Annotated in this window: 18 protein-coding genes; 13 read left to right on the forward strand and 5 right to left on the reverse strand. The window is 53.8% G+C overall.

Annotated elements, in window-relative coordinates:
* Window positions 1-65: 65 nt before the first annotated feature.
* Window positions 66-1,091 carry an IS110 family RNA-guided transposase gene (locus H1S06_RS07115; protein WP_181737921.1) on the forward strand — a complete coding sequence of 342 codons (1,026 nt, stop codon included), beginning with the start codon at window positions 66-68 and terminating at the stop codon, window positions 1,089-1,091.
* A gap of 280 nt (window positions 1,092-1,371) precedes the next feature.
* Window positions 1,372-2,847 (forward strand): protein adenylyltransferase SelO, encoded by a 1,476-nt coding sequence (locus tag H1S06_RS07120; RefSeq protein ID WP_181738668.1) that lies wholly within the window; start codon window positions 1,372-1,374, stop codon window positions 2,845-2,847.
* Window positions 2,848-2,849: 2 nt separating this feature from the next.
* Here H1S06_RS07120 and H1S06_RS15710 read toward each other — a convergent pair whose 3' ends face one another.
* Entirely contained in the window at window positions 2,850-3,722 is an 873-nt protein-coding gene (locus H1S06_RS15710) for a DMT family transporter (RefSeq protein ID WP_181738669.1), read from the reverse strand.
* A 56-nt stretch (window positions 3,723-3,778) separates the two neighbouring features.
* On the opposite strand from H1S06_RS15710, the gene H1S06_RS07130 reads away from it, so the two are divergent.
* The 4 genes from H1S06_RS07130 (at window position 3,779) to htpG (ending at window position 7,421) form a co-directional block, all read left to right on the forward strand.
* Complete coding sequence (locus H1S06_RS07130; protein ID WP_181738670.1) at window positions 3,779-4,498, forward strand: DUF599 domain-containing protein; 720 nt, start codon at window positions 3,779-3,781, stop codon at window positions 4,496-4,498.
* A complete protein-coding gene (locus tag H1S06_RS07135) occupies window positions 4,495-4,983 on the forward strand; it encodes a PaaI family thioesterase (RefSeq protein ID WP_181738671.1) in 489 nt (162 codons plus the stop codon). Before H1S06_RS07130 ends, H1S06_RS07135 begins: the two co-directional genes overlap by 4 nt.
* Window positions 4,967-5,416 (forward strand): PaaI family thioesterase, encoded by a 450-nt coding sequence (locus H1S06_RS07140; RefSeq protein ID WP_181738672.1) that lies wholly within the window; start codon window positions 4,967-4,969, stop codon window positions 5,414-5,416. Before H1S06_RS07135 ends, H1S06_RS07140 begins: the two co-directional genes overlap by 17 nt.
* Window positions 5,417-5,504: 88 nt before the next feature.
* Window positions 5,505-7,421, forward strand: coding sequence for a molecular chaperone HtpG (gene htpG, locus H1S06_RS07145; RefSeq protein WP_181738673.1), 1,917 nt, complete (start codon window positions 5,505-5,507; stop codon window positions 7,419-7,421).
* 66 nt (window positions 7,422-7,487) lie between these two features.
* Here htpG and hisC read toward each other — a convergent pair whose 3' ends face one another.
* Both hisC and H1S06_RS07155 read right to left on the reverse strand, forming a co-directional pair.
* Window positions 7,488-8,549 carry a histidinol-phosphate transaminase gene (gene hisC, locus H1S06_RS07150; protein WP_181738674.1) on the reverse strand — a complete coding sequence of 354 codons (1,062 nt, stop codon included), beginning with the start codon at window positions 8,547-8,549 and terminating at the stop codon, window positions 7,488-7,490.
* A gap of 72 nt (window positions 8,550-8,621) precedes the next feature.
* Entirely contained in the window at window positions 8,622-9,149 is a 528-nt protein-coding gene (locus tag H1S06_RS07155) for a MarR family winged helix-turn-helix transcriptional regulator (RefSeq protein ID WP_181738675.1), read from the reverse strand.
* A gap of 278 nt (window positions 9,150-9,427) precedes the next feature.
* On the opposite strand from H1S06_RS07155, the gene ectA reads away from it, so the two are divergent.
* The 4 genes from ectA (at window position 9,428) to H1S06_RS07175 (ending at window position 13,215) form a co-directional block, all read left to right on the forward strand.
* Window positions 9,428-9,940: a diaminobutyrate acetyltransferase gene (ectA, locus tag H1S06_RS07160; RefSeq protein ID WP_181738676.1), complete on the forward strand. Its 513-nt coding sequence runs from the start codon at window positions 9,428-9,430 to the stop codon at window positions 9,938-9,940.
* A 14-nt stretch (window positions 9,941-9,954) separates the two neighbouring features.
* Window positions 9,955-11,229 (forward strand): diaminobutyrate--2-oxoglutarate transaminase, encoded by a 1,275-nt coding sequence (gene ectB, locus H1S06_RS07165; RefSeq protein WP_181738678.1) that lies wholly within the window; start codon window positions 9,955-9,957, stop codon window positions 11,227-11,229.
* 50 nt (window positions 11,230-11,279) lie between these two features.
* Window positions 11,280-11,678: an ectoine synthase gene (locus H1S06_RS07170; protein WP_181738680.1), complete on the forward strand. Its 399-nt coding sequence runs from the start codon at window positions 11,280-11,282 to the stop codon at window positions 11,676-11,678.
* Between the two features lie 106 nt (window positions 11,679-11,784).
* Window positions 11,785-13,215 carry an aspartate kinase gene (locus H1S06_RS07175; protein ID WP_181738682.1) on the forward strand — a complete coding sequence of 477 codons (1,431 nt, stop codon included), beginning with the start codon at window positions 11,785-11,787 and terminating at the stop codon, window positions 13,213-13,215.
* A gap of 138 nt (window positions 13,216-13,353) precedes the next feature.
* On the opposite strand, the gene H1S06_RS07180 is transcribed toward H1S06_RS07175, so the two are convergent.
* Complete coding sequence (locus H1S06_RS07180; protein WP_181738684.1) at window positions 13,354-13,560, reverse strand: PA3496 family putative envelope integrity protein; 207 nt, start codon at window positions 13,558-13,560, stop codon at window positions 13,354-13,356.
* Window positions 13,561-13,806: 246 nt separating this feature from the next.
* Window positions 13,807-15,543 (reverse strand): PHA/PHB synthase family protein, encoded by a 1,737-nt coding sequence (locus H1S06_RS07185; protein ID WP_181738686.1) that lies wholly within the window; start codon window positions 15,541-15,543, stop codon window positions 13,807-13,809.
* Between the two features lie 205 nt (window positions 15,544-15,748).
* Between H1S06_RS07185 and H1S06_RS15715 the strand changes: the two genes are divergently transcribed.
* From H1S06_RS15715 to H1S06_RS07200, 3 genes are read left to right on the forward strand one after another with little or no spacing between them, the layout of a single operon-like run.
* Window positions 15,749-18,484, forward strand: a complete 2,736-nt coding sequence (locus tag H1S06_RS15715) for a bifunctional acetate--CoA ligase family protein/GNAT family N-acetyltransferase (protein ID WP_181738688.1) — start codon at window positions 15,749-15,751, stop codon at window positions 18,482-18,484.
* Between the two features lie 49 nt (window positions 18,485-18,533).
* Window positions 18,534-19,229, forward strand: a complete 696-nt coding sequence (locus H1S06_RS07195) for an AzlC family ABC transporter permease (protein ID WP_181738690.1) — start codon at window positions 18,534-18,536, stop codon at window positions 19,227-19,229.
* Window positions 19,205-19,534 (forward strand): branched-chain amino acid transporter permease, encoded by a 330-nt coding sequence (locus tag H1S06_RS07200; RefSeq protein WP_181738691.1) that lies wholly within the window; start codon window positions 19,205-19,207, stop codon window positions 19,532-19,534. Before H1S06_RS07195 ends, H1S06_RS07200 begins: the two co-directional genes overlap by 25 nt.
* Window position 19,535: the final 1 nt, after the last annotated feature.

Below are 19,535 nucleotides of genomic sequence, written 5' to 3' on the forward strand. Positions count from 1 at the left end.
TAAAATAATGAAATGGACGCCCCTCCTATACTGCTAGTTGGTAGCAACCAGGTGGAGGATGCATCATGGAACAGGTATCAGTGATCGGCTTGGATCTTGCGAAAAATGTCTTTCAAGTACACGGTGCTGATGAACGTGGGCGCTGCGTAATCAGAAAGTCATTGCGGAGGACACAGGTTTACGCATTTTTTGCAAAGTTATCCAAATGTACAGTTGGGATGGAAGCATGCAGCAGCTCGCACTACTGGGGTCGAGTTATTACTGACTGCGGACATGAAGTGAAGCTGATTCCACCCCAATACGTAAAACCTTATGTAAAAACCAACAAAAATGACGCTGCTGATGCGGAAGCGATTTGTGAGGCAGTATCTCGGCCACATATGCGTTTTGTGGAGCTGAAGACGCCTGATCAGCAGAGTATTTTGCTGATACACCGTGAGCGTGATGGGTTAATGAGAGACCGTACTGCTCTAATCAACCGCTTACGTGCAACCTTAGGTGAATTTGGCATAGCAGTGCCATCCGGCCCGGCGCGTCTAAAGCAGTGGTTCCGCGACAGCTATGGCATAAATGAAGATCAGCTGCCGGTACTGATGCAGCGCCACATTGAGCGTATGAGAGCTCGTTGGGTGGAGCTAGAGCGCTGCATTGGTGAGTTGGATCGTGAAATTGACCAACACGTGCAACACAATTCGGCATGCCAGCGTTTACTTGAAGTACCAGGTATTGGTCGTTTAACCGCTTCAGCTTTGGTAGCAACCGTGGGTAATGCATTGGCATTCAAGAACGGCCGCCAACTTTCAGCGTGGTTAGGCCTTGTTCCACGACAGCACTCGAGTGGCGGCAAAACAGTACTCAGAGGGATCAGTAAGCGTGGGGATGCATATTTGCGCAGGATGTTGGTTCATGGTGCGCGAGCAGTGCTAAGGCATTCAGCGACCAAGAAAAATGCCGTTAGCAACTGGTTACATGCACTATCAGTGCGAGCAAACAAGAATGTGGTCATTGTAGCAATGGCAAACAAGCTAGCACGTATAGCATGGGCATTATTGAATAAAGGGCAGCGGTACATAGAACCGGCTGCTGAATAAACCAATGACAGGAACGCGCTGAGGTTTGCGTGGGCAGAACTTGCTGATGACAGACAGGTAGAGCCGAGACTGGATAAGGCTGCGACTAACATCGTTCGTACAGAGAACGTTAAAATGATTAGCATCCAGTCAGCGGAATTCATCAGGGATAGAGGTTAATACCTCGTAAAAATCCGGATAGATGGCTGCAATACCTTCATGTCACGAAATGTTTTGCTTGCACAAAACGGGGCGTCCATAGATGCTAGGTTATAGGAGTCGTGAGCGTGGAGGAATGTGGATGAGTGTCGGTGGTCCCTTGCAGCAGTTGAATTTTGATAACAGCTATGCCCGCTTGCCCGAACACTGGTTCCAGCGTACAAACGTACAGCCTCTTGAATCCGCTCATCTGATCGCTTTCAGTCCTGCGGTTGCTCGCTGGCTGGACTTGGACCCCTGTTCCATCTCTCCTGACGAGCTGGTACGGCATTGTCAGGGGCAGCCTGGTTGGCAGGGGGTTGACCCTCTGGCGATGAAGTACACCGGCCACCAGTTTGGCATGTATAACCCGGATTTGGGGGATGGTCGTGGCCTGTTGCTGGGAGAAGTGTTGAATCGAAAAGGTGAGCGCTATGATTTGCACTTGAAGGGGGCGGGACAAACGGCCTTTTCTCGGTTTGGTGACGGTCGTGCCGTTCTGCGTTCCAGTATTCGTGAGTTTTTGGCTGGCGAAGCCATGGCCGGATTGGGTATTCCGACCACTCGAGCGTTGTGTCTTTTGGGCAGTGAACAGTACACCCAGCGAAACGGGATGGAGCCTTGTGCCATGCTACTGCGGGTAACGCCTTGCCATATTCGGTTTGGTCATTTTGAATATTTCTATTACACCGAACAGTACGATGACTTGCGCCGTTTGGCCGACTACTGCCTGCAACGCTTTTTCCCGCAACTGTTGCAACTCGAGCAGCCCTATAGGGCGCTGTATCGCGAAGTGCTGGAACGTACCGCACGCCTGGCCGCATCTTGGCAGGCATACGGTTTTGTGCACGGGGTACTGAATACCGACAATATGTCACTGATTGGTGAAACCTTTGACTATGGCCCTTACACCTTCCTTGATTACTACGAACCGAATCATGTGGCCAACAAGAATGATCATCAGGCACGTTATGCCTTCAGTCGTCAGCCCTCTATAGTACGCTGGAATATGGCCGCGTTGGCGCAGGCAATGCTGCCGCTGGTTACGCGCGCCGAACTGGAAGAAGAATTAGGTTGTTTTGATGCACTGTACCAGTCGGCTTATCTGGAGCGCATGCGGGCACGCCTGGGGCTGCAGGCTGTGGATGGCGATGATGTAGAGCTTGTGGAGCAACTGGTTGCCATTTGGTCAGAAGAGCGTATGGATCATAACCGTTTCCTGCGTGCGCTTGCTGAATGGCGGCCGGAACATGATCCTCAGGCTGGCACCCTGATGGCCTTCTGTACCCGTCCAGAGCCGATGGCGGACTGGTTGCGGCGCTATGCCGAACGTGTTCGGCAAGAGGCTGCCAGTGATCCCATTCGAAGCCAGCAGATGCGTTCGGTAAACCCGCGCTTTATTCTGCGCAACTACATGGCGGAAGAGGTGATTCGCGAAGCACACCAGGGAGACTATCGGCCACTGCACGGGTTGCTGCCATTGTTGCGACATCCAGGAGACGCGCACAGTACATATGCCCGTTATGCGGGTCCGCGACCGGGCTGGGCGGCTTCTATCTACTTGACCTGCTCCTCCTGATTTCAGTGTTTGCTTTGCAGGCGTGTGCCAGCCCAGACTGACCCGACACCACCACAAATAACCAGTATGCACCCGAGCCACGTCAATGGCATGGGTATCTGGTCCCAGAACAGCCAGCCCCAGAAGCCTGTGAATAAAACGCCGAAGTAGCTTAACGGTGCAATGATTGAGGCGGGTGCATGGCTGTAGGAGCGCGTATACAGCCACATGGTTAGCCAGATGGAGCCGGCAATCATCACGCTGTACAGCATGTCCTGTATTTGCATGGGCTGCCAGTTGGACAGCGCCAGGGGCAGGCTGGTTAGGGTTGAAATCATAAAATAGTAAAACAGAATACGGTTCACCGGTTCTGTATGCGTCAATTCACGGGTGGTGACGATGGAGCCGGCCAGTGCCAGGGCAGCTATGAACCCGATCAGGTGCCAGCCGCTTAGCCCGTCTCCTTCCGGCTGCATGATCAGGCCAATCCCCGCAAACCCCAAAATCAGGGGAAGCCAGCTTATCCAGTGCAGTTTTGCGCCATGCCACAGCAGTAGCCAGAGCGGGACGCAGAGAGGGGCCGCGTTGCGCAACAGGGCAGCATCAATCAGAGGGATGTGGTTGAGTGCCAGATAATATGCGTAAAAGCAGCCCCAGCCGCACAGACCACGTATCAGATGCAGCCCGGGGCGGTGTGTGTGCAGTGCTCTGAAACCCTGTTGCCGCAGCCAGGGTAGCATGGCGATTGTGCATAGCAGGTATTGGAAAAAGACGATCATTTCGATGCTGATGGTGGCTGCTGCCATTTTGATCAGTACCGCAGCCAGGCTCATGACCATGGAGGTGGCCAAGGCGTAGCCCGCCCCGACAAAAATGCTGTAACTGCTTGAAGACACTGAAACTTAATCCCTGTAAGTTATAGTATTAAGGACACAGATGACCGGAGCTGTTAATGGACAATATGTTGTTGCTGTTGCAGAACAACTGGACTGATGCCCTGGCATTGGGCTGGTTTTTGCTCTGCTTTCGTGGGTATATGTATTACTCGGAATTGAAGAGTCATACAACGCCTTGTCTGGTCAGTATGCTGCATCTTTATCGCACCGAGTGGATGCAGCGGATGTTAGCACGAGAAGTGAGAATCGCGGATACGGCCGCCATTGCCAACCTGGAGCGCAGCGTTGCGTTCTTTGCATCCACGACGATTCTGGTGCTGGCGGGCTTGATGACGGTGATGAGCTCGACCGAGCGGGCGATTAATCTGGTTGAAGACCTGCCTTTTGCGGTGGTGGCGACCAAGCAGGAATGGGAGCTGAAACTGCTGCTGCTGGTTGTATTGTTTATCTATGCCTTCTTCAAATTTACCTGGAGTCTGCGTCAGTACGGATTTGTATCGGTCATGATCGGCGGTGCGCCCTTGCCGACGGAGAATCCTTCTGCCGCGCAGCAAAAAGCGCATGCCAAGCGTATTGCGCGTATGGCGTCCATGGCGGCGCTGAATTTCAACTTGGGTCTGAGGACCTATTATTTCAGTATCTCGGTGTTGGGCTGGTTCATCAATCCCTGGATATTCATGTTGCTGACATCCATCGTGGTGGTAGTGCTCTATCGGCGTGAGTTTACCTCGTCTACGCTGAAAACTCTGATGATGAGTTCGGGAGATGATGGATGAGCGAGATGAACGACTACAATGCTCGTTGCACGCGTTTTCTGCATGCCCAGCCTCATATGCAGAAGCTGGGCATTCGCCTGATCAAGGCCGAAAAAAACGCCGCGACTCTGGTTCTCCCGGTGCAATCGCAATTGATCAGCAAGGTTCTGGATACCTATCTGCACGGCGGTGTTTTGACCACTCTGGTGGATGCGGCCAGCAGCGTATCGACGCTGTGTGCACTGGAGCGGTTTGAGTTGTGTCCCACTCTGGATTTGCGTATCGATCACATGCGCACGCCGGTGCAAAGTCAGCCCCTCTATGTGTCGGCCGAATGTTACCGGGTCACGCGCAGCGTGCTGTTTACCCGTGCGTCCGTATACCAGGAGTCGCCTTCGCGTCCGGTTGCTTATGCAATCGCGACATTCATGCGGCCGGGAGACGGGAATACGGATTCGGCGTTCAGGGCGATGATTGAGGGAGGAAATGATGCAGCAACTGCTTGATCTGGTAAAACAGGCGCATGTCAGCGGTGATTACCAGCCGCTGGTGGATCTGATTCCCTATGCGCGGGTGCTGGGGGTGCAGTGCGAGTGCTACGGTGAAGAGGTGATTTTCCGTTTGCCGGCCAGGCCCGATAATATCGGTAATCCGACCATTCCTGCCATTCACGGGGGCGTGATCGCGTCCTTCATGGAGCTGACAGCGCTGTTCCAGTTGACGTTGCAGCTGCCTCAGCCCGGGTTGGCCAAAATTATCGATTTTTCGCTGGATTATATGCGTGCCGGGCTTGATCGAGATACCTTCGCCATCTGTCATATCAGTCGGCAGGGGCGTCGTGTGGGCAATTGTTCGGTATTGGCCTGGCAGGAGCGGAAAAGCAAACCTATTGCCCAGGCGCGGGCTCATTTTCTGCTGGATACGGATAAAGAATCATAAAACAAACACTAACCCCTTGAAATGCGGATGGGCACCCCTATATCTGGAAAGGTTAACAGTTTGTTTCCGGAGGTTAGACAAGCCCGCCATGAGCACAGAAACACAGAAAGAGACACTTGGTTTCCAGACTGAAGTTAAGCAGCTTCTGCATCTGATGATCCACTCGCTGTACTCCAACAAGGAGATTTTCCTGCGCGAGCTGATTTCGAACGCATCCGATGCATCCGAGAAACTGCGTTTTGAGGCCCTGAACAATGATGCCTTGTATGAAGGTGACAGCACCCTCGAAGTACGTATCGAGTTTGACAAGGACGCAGGCACGGTAACCATTGAGGACCGTGGCATCGGTATGAATCGTCAAGATGTGATTGATCATCTGGGTACGATTGCGAAGTCTGGCACAGCCGGCTTCCTGTCCAACCTGACCGGTGATCAGGCCAAGGACAGTCAGTTGATTGGTCAGTTCGGCGTGGGCTTTTATTCGGCATTCATTGTTGCTCAACGGGTGGATGTGTATACCCGTCGTGCGGGTGAGTCGTCCGAAAATGGCGTGCATTGGTCTTCCGCCGGTGAAGGTGACTTCACGATCGCCACGATCGACAAGGCGCAGCGCGGTACGCGTATCGTACTCAAGTTGAAGGAAGGTGAAGAGGAGTTTGCCGACGGCTTTCGACTGCGTTCGCTGGTGCGCAAGTACTCGGACCACATTGCGATTCCGGTCAAGATGCTTAAGGAAGCAGTACCGTCTGAAGGGGATGACGATCAGGGCGAGCAGGATGCACCTGAACTGGAGAGTGTGAACTCGGCGACAGCACTCTGGACTCGCTCCAAGTCCGACCTGAATGATGAAGAGTATCAGGAATTCTACAAGCACATTTCGCATGATTTTGCCGATGCACTGACCTGGTCGCATAACAAGGTGGAAGGTAATCTGGAATACACCAGTTTGCTGTATGTGCCTGAAAATGCGCCCTATGACCTGTGGAACCGTGAAGCTCCGCGTGGACTCAAACTGTATGTGCAGCGTGTATTTATCATGGATCAGGCGGATCAGTTCCTGCCGCTGTATCTGCGCTTCATCAAGGGTGTGGTCGATACCAACAATCTGTCCCTGAACGTTTCCCGTGAAATCCTGCAGAAGGACCCGAGTGTCGACAAGCTGCGTTCTGCGTTGAGCAAGCGCGTGCTGGATATGCTGGGCAAGCTGGCCAAGAATGATGCGGACAAATATGCACAATTCTGGAACACTTTTGGCCAAGTGATGAAGGAAGGGCCGGCGGAAGATCATGCCAACCGCGACAAGATTCTCAAGTTGCTGCGCTTTGCCTCTACCCATACAGGTGTGGCTGACCAGAATGTATCGTTGGAAGACTATGTCGGCCGCATGCAGGAAGGTCAGAAAAAAATCTACTACGTCGTTGCAGACTCCTATAACACGGCGAAGAACAGTCCTCATCTGGAAGTATTTCGCAAGAAGGGCATCGAAGTGCTGCTGTTGTCCGAGCGTATTGACGAATGGATGATGAGTCAGCTGTTTGACTTTGACGGTCATAGCTTCCAGGACGTTACCAAGGGCGAGCTGGATTTGGGCGAGACTGAATCCGAAGAAGAGAAGCAGAAGCTCGAAGACGTTGCCAAGGAGCATGAAGGGCTGGTCGAGCGTTTGAGCAAGGTGCTGGACGACAAGGTTGATTCTGTGCGCATTACGCACCGACTGACCGATTCTCCCGCCTGTCTGGTGATCGGTGACTACGATATGGGGCTGCAGATGCGTCGCATCATGGAAGCGGCTGGTCAGCCGGTGCCTGAAAGCAAGCCGATCTTTGAAATTAATCCGGAACACCCGCTGATTGATCGGCTGGATCAGGAGCCTGACGAGGATCGTTTTGGCGAACTGGCTCAGGTGCTCTTTGATCAGGCCGGGCTTGCTGCTGGCGCGACGCTGGATGATCCCGCCAGCTATGTGCAGCGATTGAATAAGCTGTTGCTGGAATTGAGCCGCTAAGGGATTGTGGCGTGTAATGGAAAAAGGCGACCCCGGGGTCGCCTTTTTTATGTCCTTTTACTGTTGTTACAGTTCGGGATGGGTACGCAGGCAGTCGATCAGTGACTGCATTTCATTGGTAGTACCGATGGTGATGCGCAGGTGGTTGTTGATGCCTGGCTTGGTGAAGTGGCGTACCAGAATCTTGTGCTCGCGCAGGTATTGCATCAGGGTGTCGGCAGGCACTCGGGTATGGCTGGCAAACACGAAGTTGGTGTGTGACGGCAGTACCTTGAATCCCAGTTGCTCCAGTTGCGTGCTGGTCCACTGGCGGGTTTCCATTATGGTGCGTGTGCACTGCTTGAAGTAGTCATGATCTTCCAGTGCCGCAATTGCGGTCTGCTGGGCCAGCATGTCCAGCGGGTAGGAGTTGAAACTGTTTTTCACGCGCTCCAGTGCTTCAATCAGCTCCGGGTGTCCGAAGGCAAAACCGACCCTCATGCCGGCCAGAGAGCGGGACTTGGAAAAGGTCTGGATAACCAGCAGGTTAGGGTAGCTGTTGACCAAACGTGTCGCGCTTTCGGCACCAAAATCCACATAGGCTTCATCAATGACGACGACCGATTCGGTGTTGCGCTTGAGCAGGGTTTCGATCGCGTTCAGATCCAGGCTGATGCTGGTGGGGGCATTGGGGTTGGCGAAGATAATACCGCCATTTTCGCCGCAATAGTCGTCAAGATCGATGCGAAAGTCATCGCTCAGCGGGATGTGTCGGGCGTTGATGTTGAATAGGTCAATATAGACGTTGTAGAAGCTGTAGCTGGTTTCGGGCAGCAGCAGAGGCCTGGTGTGGCGGAGCAGGGCCATGAACGTCAGTGCCAGGACTTCGTCTGAGCCGTTGCCAACAAAAACCTGATTGTGTTCAAGGTCTGCTTCTTTGGCCAGAGCCTGTTTGAGGGCCAGGCATTCGGGGTCAGGATAAAGACGCAGGCGCTCGGTGTCGAAGCTGCGCAGTACGGCTTCGACACCGGGGGCGGGGGGGAAGGGGTTTTCGTTGGTATTCAGTTTGATCAGGCCATCTACCTTGGGCTGCTCGCCCGGCGTGTAGGGGACCAGTGACTGAATAGCCGGACTCCAGAATCGGCTCATGTTGAACAATCCATCTACAGATGCAAAAGGCGCATCATAGCAGACCCGGATACAAGCGGCGACTTGGCGGCTTCAGTCCTTCCAGTTGTTCTGTTCCGATTTGAGGTACTCGGGCACGCCGTTTTCGCTGGTGCGATCCAGTGCTCCGATGTCCAGCATGGGAGCAGCGTCCAGATGGTGGGCGCCCAGAATGTGTGATACATGCTCCAGTGCTGCAACAATCATCGACTGTTCCCAGTCATGCATATCGGCAAATTGACGAATAAAGGTGTCCTGCAGGGTGGCGGGTGCCGATTTCAGCAGTTTCAGTCCCTCATCGGTCGGGCAGGCCAGAACCTTGCGCTTGTCGGTGCTGCTGCGCTCGCGGCGTACCAGCTGTTTGCGCTCCAGGCGGTCCAGGATGCTGGTGACGGTGGCTTGAGCCAGGTTCATCTCTTTGGCCAGCATGCCGATGGTCAGGGAGCCATTGATATGCAGAGTCTGCATGGTCAATAGCTGGGGCATGGTAAGGCCTGTCATGCGGCTCAGATGCTTGTCGTGCAGGTCGGTCGCACGGATGATCTGACGCAGTAATACAAGGGCGTCCTGGCTTTTGTCCATAGTGCTTGGCAGCGTCTCCGGTACAGGTGTGAGGTCTGGGGGCTTTTTAGCCTGAATTACCGGCTAATGCAAAAGGTCTTTGTCGAGGCAAAACAATTATTTTGCAATGCAAAGCAATGGATATGTTGTTTTGTTTTCGTGTTTTTGAAGATTTTTGCTGAATTTGGCGCTTTTTTGCTTTTAAAATCATTTGTTACACTATCCCTGCCGGGGTTGAAAAGTGAATTTATATATGTTTTATACTTAAAACCATAGCAAAGCTAAATAAATCAAATACTATGGAATCTGACATTTTTACGCTACGTAAGCCTGAGGCCGCTGATGGCCTTGCCCTTCATAAGCTCGTTGAGCGCTGTTCCCCTCTGGATCCCAACTCCATCTACTGCAACCTTCTGCACTGCAGCCACTTTGCCGACACCGCTATTGCTGCCGAGAACGCCGATGGTGAGTTGGTTGGCTTTATCTCTGGCTATCAGCCGCCCGGTCGAGCTGACACCTTGTTTATCTGGCAGGTCGCTGTGGATGCGGCCTGTAGAGGCCAGAAGTTGGGGCAGAAGATGTTATTGGCGCTGACAGAGCGCTTGGCACCGGCGGGTGTGCAATATATCGAAACCACGATTACCCCCGGCAATGTTGCCTCGGAAACCCTGTTTGCGCGTGTTTTTGCCGCGCTTTCGGCTCCGGTGGAGCGTTCGGTGCTTTTTTCACGGGCGGTGCACTTTGGTGGCGAGCATGAGGATGAAATGCTCTATCGCGCCGGTCCGTTCAAGCTTGCTACACAGAATTCATGAGTCAGGAGAGATCGATGAATATTTTCCAGAAAACAGAATCTGAAGTTCGTACATACAGCCGCTCATTTCCGGTGACTTTCAACAAGGCGAAAGGTGCTGTACTGACAACCGAAGAAGGTCGGGAATATGTCGATTTTCTTGCCGGCGCGGGCACTCTGAACTACGGCCACAACAATGATCGTTTGAAGCAAGCCTTGATTGACTACATCGCCGAAGATGGTTTGACGCATGGTCTGGATATGCAGTCCGTGGCAAAGGAGAACTATCTGAAAGCATTCCGCAACCTGATTCTTGAGCCGCGAGGCATGGGTGACTTCAAAGTGATGTTCACCGGGCCGACGGGTACCAATGCGGTAGAAGCCGCCCTGAAGCTGGCACGCAAGGTCAAGGGGCGCAGCAATATCATCTCCTTTACCAATGGCTTTCACGGTGTCAGCGGCGGCGCGTTGGCGGCCACGGGTAACCAGCATCACCGTGGCGGCATGGGGACTTCGTTGTCGGACGTGACGCGTATGCCGTTTGACGGTTATTTGGGGGAAGGTATCGACACTACCGAATATCTGGACCGCGTTCTGAGTGATCCAAGTAGCGGTGTTGATCATCCGGCTGCCGTGATCGTCGAAACGATTCAGGGTGAGGGCGGCTTGAATGCGGCGTCGTTTGAGTGGTTGCGCAATCTGGAGAAGGTCTGCCGTCGTCACGACATGTTGCTGATCGTAGATGACATTCAGTCAGGCTGCGGCCGCTCGGGGCACTTCTTCAGCTTTGAAGCCGTTGGTATCCAGCCTGATATCGTAACCTTGTCCAAGTCACTCAGCGGCTATGGTCTGCCGTTCGCCGTCACCATCTTTCGTCCAGAGTTGGATCAGTGGAGTCCGGGAGAGCATAACGGTACCTTCCGTGGTAACAATCACGCGTTTGTAACGGCTGCGGCCGCTTTCGAGACCTTTTGGTCGGATGATCGCTTCGAGAAGGAAGTACAGCGCAAGGCCGACAAGTTGCGCAAGGGCTTGCAGGCGATCGTCAAGGCGCATGGCGCCAAGGAGCTCAAGCTCAAGGGGCGTGGCTTGATGAGCGGTATTGAATGTCCGGATGGCGATTTGGCTTCTGCCGTCACCGGGAGTGCATTCAAGCAGGGTTTAATCATTGAAACCAGCGGTGCACATGATCAGGTGGTTAAGTGTCTGGTGCCACTGGTGATTACAGATGCCGAAATCGAATTTGGTCTCAAGGTGCTGAATACGGCTTTTGCCGAAGCGCTGGCCGGGCGTGAAAGCCAGGCTTCCTGAGGCCCGACGTATCGCAAGCGAACAAAATCACTGGAATAAGAGTAGTAGGAATGATTGTTAGAACACTGGGTGAGTGCGAAAAAAGTGAACGTCGAGTAGTATCTCAGAACTGGGAAAGTACCAGGATGCTGCTGAAAGAGGACGGTATGGGATATTCGTTCCATATCACGACAATTTATGCCGGTACCGAAACGCATATTTGGTATCAGAACCATCTGGAATCGGTATATTGTATCAGTGGTGAAGGTGAAATCGAGGCGCTTGCTGATGGCAAGATCTATCCGATCAAACCGGGTACTCTGTATAATCTGAATGAACACGATGAGCACTTGCTGCGTGCCACCGAAGAACTGAAGCTGGCGTGTGTTTTCAACCCGCCGCTTAATGGTAAAGAAGTGCACGACGAGAATGGCGTCTATCCGCTGGAGGCGGAGACGGTCGAGGCCTGATGACCTTTTGGGTGCAACATGCCGGCCATGAGCCGGCATGTTTGTATCTTGACCACCCTTTGCCATTCAGGGGCAGCAATACACGAAAGAGCCAACAGGATATAACATGCATACAGTAGAGAAGATCGGCGGTACCTCAATGAGTCGCTTTCGCGAGCTGATGGATACCATTCTTATTGGTGAGCGTACGGGAGAGGAATTGTACAACCGCATCTTCGTTGTTTCCGCTTACGGCGGTATTACCAACCTGTTGCTTGAGCACAAGAAAACCGGCGAGCCGGGAGTTTATGCGCGTTTTGCCAATGCCGAAAGCGAAGGTGTCTGGCGTGAGACGCTGGATGATGTACGTGCCCGAATGCTGGAGATCAACCTTGAGTTGTTTGGTGATGCGGTTGAGCGTGCCGAAGCGGATCGCTTCATTACCCGTCGTATTGCCGATGTTGAGAGTATCATGCTGAGCCTGGAACAACTGTGTTCGAATGGCCACTTTCAGCTTGATGAGCACCTGATGAAGGTGCGTGAAATGTTGGCTGCAATCGGTGAAGCACATAGTGCACACAATAGTGTGTTGGCGTTGCGGAAAGAGGGCGTCAATGCGCGTTTTGTGGATCTTTCGGGCTGGGATCAGCCGAAGCCGCTGCCTTTTGACGAGATGATCGAGACCAGTTTTCAAGGGATCGATATGAGCAGTGAAATGCCGATTGTCACTGGTTACACTCACTGTAGCGAAGGCCTGATGCGGACCTTTGACCGTGGCTACAGCGAGATGACGTTCAGCAAAATCGCGACCAAGACTGGTGCGCGTGAGGCGGTGATTCACAAAGAGTTTCATTTGAGCACCGCTGATCCGGGTATCGTGGGTCTGGATAAGGTGGTTACCATTGGTCGCACCAACTATGACGTCGCTGACCAGTTGTCGAATCTGGGGATGGAGGCGATTCACCCGAAGGCGGCCAAGGGGTTGCGTCAGCAGGATATCGAATTGCGTATCAAAAACGCATTTGAGCCGGATCATGCGGGGACTGTTATCAGTACGGATTACTGCAGCGAAGAGCCACGCGTTGAGATTATCGCGGGCCGTCCCAATGTATTTGCAATCGAGATTTTTGATCAGGATATGTTGGGTGAAGCCAAGTACGATATCGAATTGTTGAGGCTGCTGAGTGATCTGCGCCTGTATGTGGTGAATCGTGATTCTGATGCGAACAGTATCACTTACTTTGTGGCGGGTTCGCGCAAGATGGTGAATCGGGCCCAGCGTCTGATCGGTGAAAAATTTGATGGGGCTGAAGTGGCGTTGCATAAGGTTGCGATGGTGTCGGCAATCGGTTCCAATCTGAAAGTGCCCGGGATTTTGGCCAAGACAGCGACAGCATTGGCAGAAGCCGGGATTAGTGTGCAGGCATTGCATCAGTCGATGCGCCAGGTAGAGATGCAGTGTATCGTCAAGCAGGATGATTACGAGCCTGCGGTGCGCGCCATGCATTGTGCCCTGATCGAGCAGGAAGGGCATGGTGACGTGATTTGCGCCGCTTGAAGTGAGTGATCGATAAAGGGCTTTTTCATCCTGGGAAAGCCCGGCTGCGATACATGAAGTGCCGGTTATTGCCGGCACTTTTCGTATCAGCCATGCGCTGGCCGACAGAGTCTTGCAATCTACCGTCGGCTGTTTGAGTCATTCGCGAAAGTGGTCGAAATCATCGTATATGTCGTTGATTTGTTGTTTGAGTCGGCGATCTTCCATGAAGTCTTCGATCTGGCGGCGACGTTTGCCGTTATACTTCACCCGGCTTCGGCTGACCTCCTCTTCTTCGTTGAACTGTTCATTCCAGTCGCCCAGTTCGTCATCGGCTACTTGATCGACACGGATTTTGGTGCCCATCGTCATTACTCTCACAAAAAGTTTTCGGGAGCGGCAGGGCCGCGATCATGATGGACGAGGGAAGGGTGCGAGTGCAGGAAGCACGAGGTTTTGCGCCCTTGGATGATGCCCTCATCCAAGCGCGAATATAGTTCAGTCTTGAGTCGGCTTCAAAATAAAAAATTCCTATCATGAATGGAAAAAATCGGATTTAAATCAATCGATCGCGCCATGGTCTGGCGCGACCGATCGAGGAGGTGCCAATGGTCAGCGCTCAAATACGTAGGTACCCGGTGCCGGGCCTATGGCGGGGTAGCCGGCATCGGTATTGCCGGTGGCAGGGGGGGTGACCTGGGTGGAGCTGTGTTTGGCCAGCCATTCGACCCAGGGTTCCCACCAGGAGCCTTCCTTGCTGTCGTGGCGGACTAGCCAGTCATCGGCCGGAATGTGCTTGTCCTTGGCAGTTTGTACGCCAAGCTGGTAGCTGCGGCGGGGGTGTCCGGGTTCGCTGACAATTCCGGCATTGTGGCCGCCGCTGGTCAGGGCGAAGGTAACTTCGGTATTCATCAGGTCGTGGAGTTTGTACACCGAACGCCAGGGCGCTACGTGGTCTTTTTGGGTTGCAACACAGAACACTGGGACGCGGATGTCTCGCAGTGAGATCGGGCGGTCACCCACGCGAAAACGACCGCTGGCCAGGTCGTTATTCAGGAACAGTCGGCGCAAATATTCGGAATGCATCTTGTAGGGCATGCGGGTTGAGTCGGCATTCCAGGCCATAAGGTCGTTCATGCGCGGACTTTCGCCGAGCAGATATTCACTGACCAGGCGTGACCAAAGCAGGTCGTAGGAGCGCAGCAGTGTAAAGGCTCCAGCCATTTGCTGAGTATCCAGATAGCCTTTGTCCCACATAATGTCTTCCATGTAACTGAGCTGACTTTCGTCAATGAACAACATCAGCTCGCCGGCTTCGGTAAAGTCGGTCTGTGCGGTGAACAGAGTCAGGGACTGCAGGCGGTCGTCATTATCGCGAGCCATGGCGGCGGCGGCGATCGTCGCCAGAGTACCGCCCAGGCAATAGCCGACCAGGTGTACCTTGCGTTCGGGGACGACGGCATTGATGACGCGCAGTGCATCCATCACGCCTCGGCGCAGATAATCGCCCATGCCCATATCGCGATCACGCGCATCGGGGTTGTGCCATGAGATCATGAAGACGGTGTGGCCTTTGTCGACCAGATAGCGCACCATGGAGTTGTGTTCGGACAGATCAAGAATGTAGTACTTCATGATCCAGGCGGGGGTGATCAGGATCGGTTCAGCCGCGACCTTATCTGTCGTGGGCGAGTATTGAATCAGTTCGATCAAGCGGTTGCGGAACACGACTTTGCCGGGTGTCATGGCCAGATTCTTGCCGGCTGCGTAGGGCAAACTGTCAGGGTCGGCTTCATCCAGAAGGGAGTGCTGAATATCGTCAAGCAGGTTTTGCAGGCCGTTGGCGAGGCTTTGTCCGCCCGTTTGGACGGCCTTCTCCACCACCAGAGGGTTGGTCATCGGGTAGTTGGTGGGTGAGAACATGTCCAGCCATTGGCGGGCGGCAAAGGAAACAACATTTTCATGATGTTTGGCAACGCCGGGAATGCCGGTTGTGGCATAGTGCCACCACTGCTCCTGCAGCAGAAAACTTTGTGCCATGACGTTGTACGGGAAGCGTTTCCAGGCGTCATCTGCAAAGCGACGGTCGCCCGGCAGGGGCGAAATAAAGGGCGGAGCGTCACTGTCGAGGCTGGCGCGTGCGGCCCACAAAGTGAAGGCGCTGCATTTGCGCAGTGTGTTTTCGAGCATTTCGTTGATTTTGCCTGGCGAGTGGCTGGTGTGTGTCAGCCAGTCCAGATACGCCAGGGTCAAAGAAGCGGGAGAGAGGCCCTGGGTGTAGCGGCCCTCGATGGCATGGATAACTCGGTCTATGCTGTTTTTGATACTGGGGAGGGGCATGCGCGTCATCTTGATCTCCTTGCTCTGGCAATCACTCTTCGGTCTTGGGCGTGTAGCGCCGATCGAATGATGGGTCAGGGGCAACGTGTGCCGAAAGTCCTATTGTGTATTACATTGAAAACTGTCTTTTGCTGCAGGTGCGAAAAATATAGAATACGCTATCAGGTATGACACCTGAAAGAAAACAGATTCGGTCAATAAAGGAACTCACTGAGTGTCGACAAAATACCTCAAGCGTTTTTTCAAGCCACAATCCATTGCTGTGTTCGGAGCATCTGAGCGTGAGGACAGCCTGGGAGGCGTGGTACTGCATAACCTGCTTGATAGTCAGTATCCGGGCAAGCTAATGGCAGTGAATGCGCAGGGGTATGGCGAAGTGCACGGCGTTCAGTGTTACCGGGGCGTGGCTGACCTGCCTGAAATGCCGGATCTGGCGATTATCTGCACTCCGCCTGACAGTGTGGCTGGCATTATTCGCAAGCTCGGGGCCAATATGGTCAAGGCGGCCATGATTCTGACGGGTGGGTTGAACGACAGCACTAGCCCCCGCAGTCAGTCATTGCGTGAGGAAGTGCGTGAGGCTGCACGTCCTTACGGTATTCGCATTCTCGGCCCCGACTGCATGGGGCTGCTGGTGCCGGGTTCGAACATGAATGCCAGTTATGCCCACGTCAATATTCGCAAGGGCAAGGTGGCTTACGTCGGTCAATCAGGCTTGCTGGGGACTGCGATGATCGACTGGGCCAGTGGTCAGGAAATCGGCTTTTCCCACTTTCTGACGCTGGGAGAGGGAGTGGACGTGGATCTTCCGGCCATCGTTGATTACCTGTCCAAAGAGCCGGCAACCCAGGCTATTTTGCTGCAAATGGATCGTATTATCGGCACTTCGCGCAACTTTGTTTCTGCCGTGCGCGCTGCGTCTCGCAATAAGCTGGTTCTGGTTCTCAAGTCCAATATTATCCAGGATGGCCGTTACTCCATCGATCTGGCACCCGGCATTGATGATGAAGATCGGGTGTACGATGCGGCTTTGCGCCGGGCGGGTGCGGTGCGGGTCGAAACATCGGACCAGCTGTTCAATGCGTTGGAAACCCTGTCACGGATGAAGCCCATGCGAGGCGAGCGGCTGGCGATTGTCTGTAATGGCATGGGGCCCAATGCGCTGGCCAATGACCGTTTGCTGCGTAAACGGGGCAAACTGGCCGAAATTACAGAAGAAACCCGAGAAAGTCTGGCTCGGCTCTTGCCGCCAAGCTGGAACGGTCGAACTCCAGTCGATTTGAATGCGGATGCCACACCTGAACGTTTTGCCGAGGTCACACGTTTGTTGACCAAGGACCCAAATGTGGATGCCGTTCTTGTAATCCATGCGCCTACGCGTATGGCCGCCAGTGTGGCGACTGCCGATGAAGTGATCAAAGTGGCGCGTAAAACGCCCCGCAACGTCTTGACGTGCTGGATGGGGCGTTATTCGGCTATTGCGGCTCGTAATCACTGTAACGCGGCGGGTATTCCCACGTTTATGACGCCGGAAGAATCGGTGGATGCGTTTATGCAGATGGTGGAATACCATCGCAACCAGGCTGCCATGCGGCAAACCCCTGCGCCTTTCCATCTGCATAACCTGCCCAACCGCAAGCAGGCCAGGCAGATGTTGCAGCAGGCGCGGGCCGAGGGGCGTGATTATCTGACGCATGCGGAGTCATGCCGGTTGCTGGATTTGTATGAGATTCCCACGCCGAACACCGGCTATGCCGACGATATTGCGGGAGTCGTGGATATTGCACGCCAGATGGGCGGTTCCGTCGCAGTCAAGGCGTTGCACCGAGACAATATCTATCCGTTTTGCTACGACAGCACGGGGCATCAACGCTGGCGTGATCTGGCGCTGGATCTGTACTCGATCAGCGAGGTCCGCCACGCCACGACCAAACTGGCCTATCGGGTAGGTGAGCGTTACCCCGCGGAAGAGGCGCACGGATTCGTCGTACAGCAGATGAAACGTGGCTTTCAGTCCATGCAGGTGAATGTGGGCATTACGCGTGATCCTGTATTCGGCCCGCTAATTCTGTTTGGAGTCGGCGGGTACACCATTGACGTGTTGGCAGATCGAAATATCATGCTGCCGCCGTTGAATTTTGCGCTGGCACGCCAGTTGGTTAAACGATCACGTGTTTATAACATCATTGCCGAAAACAGTTATCAGGTTGAGCGTGATGTGGATCACTTGTGTGAGATGCTGATCCGGCTGTCGGAGATGGCGGTGGATCTGCCCGAATTGAAGTGCCTGGAAATTAACCCGTTGCTGTTGAATAAACGTGGCCTGTTGGCGGTGGACTGCGCCGTTTCGGTCGGAGAACCGGCGCAATTGTCGATATCACCCTATCCCGAGTATTTGACCGAAGAGGTTACGCTGAAGCGCTCGGGGCGTCGGGCAACGCTGAGGGCGATACGGGGTGAAGATGAGCCTGCGCACTTGGAATTTTTTAATCATTTGAGCCCGGAATCCATACGCTTGCGCTATTTTTACAGCCGGGGCGTGCCGACACATGTGGAACTGGCGACCTGGACCCAGATCGATTACGATCGCGAGATGGCGTTTATCGTAACGGCACCGAAACTTAGTGGTGCGGGATTCGAGACGCTGGGAGTAGTGCGTGCGGTAACCGATGCTGATAATGTACGCAGCGAATTTTCGATTGTTGTACGCGATGATATGCAGGGCGAAGGGCTGGGCGTAATGCTGATGCAGAAAACGCTCGACTACTGCCGCGCTCGGGGCACACTGCAGCTGGTCGGTTCGACTATGCCATCCAACAAGGGCATGCAGGGTCTGGCGCGCAAATTGGGTTTCAAGATCAGCTACAACATGGAAGAGGATGTGGTAGATATGAAAATGATGCTCAATGAGCCTACCGAAGACTGGCAGACCTACCGTTTGCAACACTGATCATAATCCTGTTTGACGGTTGCCGCCGGCTTGGCGGCATTTTTATCGTATGAATCCTGAATCTGATACATCAGCGCTGCGCTTATCGTTGCCGGTGCTTTTTGGTTATATACCCTTGGGCGCTGCATTTGGTGTCATGTTTTCCGAACTGGGCTATCACTGGTTGTATGCAACCCTGATGGGAGTTGTGATCTATGCCGGTGCCGGCCAGTTTCTGGCCGTGGGGCTATTGGCCAACCACGCGGGACTGGTTGAGGTTTTCGTGGCGACTCTCTTGTTGAATGCCCGACATATGGTCTATGGCCTGTCGCTGTTGAGCAGCCTGAAGTTGAATGGCTCGCGTCGCTGGTACCTGATCTATGCATTGACCGATGAAACCTATTCGTTGCTGACCATGCTGCGCACGTCCTGTGACGAGCTGCGGTCACAGTTGCAATTTCGTATCGCTGCGCTTAACCATCTGTACTGGGTGATGGGTTGTACATTGGGTGCCTGGCTGGGTGGTCAGATCGAGTTTTCGACAGCGGGTATCGAGTTTACGTTGCCAGCTCTGTTTCTGGTATTGGCGCTCGAGCAGTATCGCGCCGTGCGCCGGCCGCGCGTATTTTTGCTTGCATTACTGATCGGTATTGCAGCGTTGCTGATCAGTTCGGACAATATGCTGATGCTGTCCATTGCTATGGCGGTGTCGTTGCTGGTGATGGCGAAGGGAGGTGTCGAGTGGAATCGGTTGCGTATCTTCTGAGTGTAATCGCGGTTGCGGCTGTTGCCACATTCATGACCCGTGCCTTGCCGTTCCTGTTGCTGTATAGATGGGCAGAGCACCCCATGCTGAAGCATTTGGGGCGTTATCTTCCGCCTGTGCTGATGGTGCTGCTGTTGATGTACGCACTCAAGGATGCACTGGTGACCGGAACACATCTGTTGCCATCCTTGGCGGCGCTGGCAGTGGTTACGGTGCTGCATCTGGGGTTGCGCAATCCGCTGATCAGTATCCTGTCCGGCACCGGGCTGTTCATGTTTTTGACGCAGACCGGGCTGTTAAGCTGAC

The sequence above is a fragment of the Marinobacterium marinum genome, from assembly GCF_013868415.1.
Taxonomy (GTDB): Bacteria; Pseudomonadota; Gammaproteobacteria; order Pseudomonadales; family Balneatricaceae; genus Marinobacterium; species Marinobacterium marinum.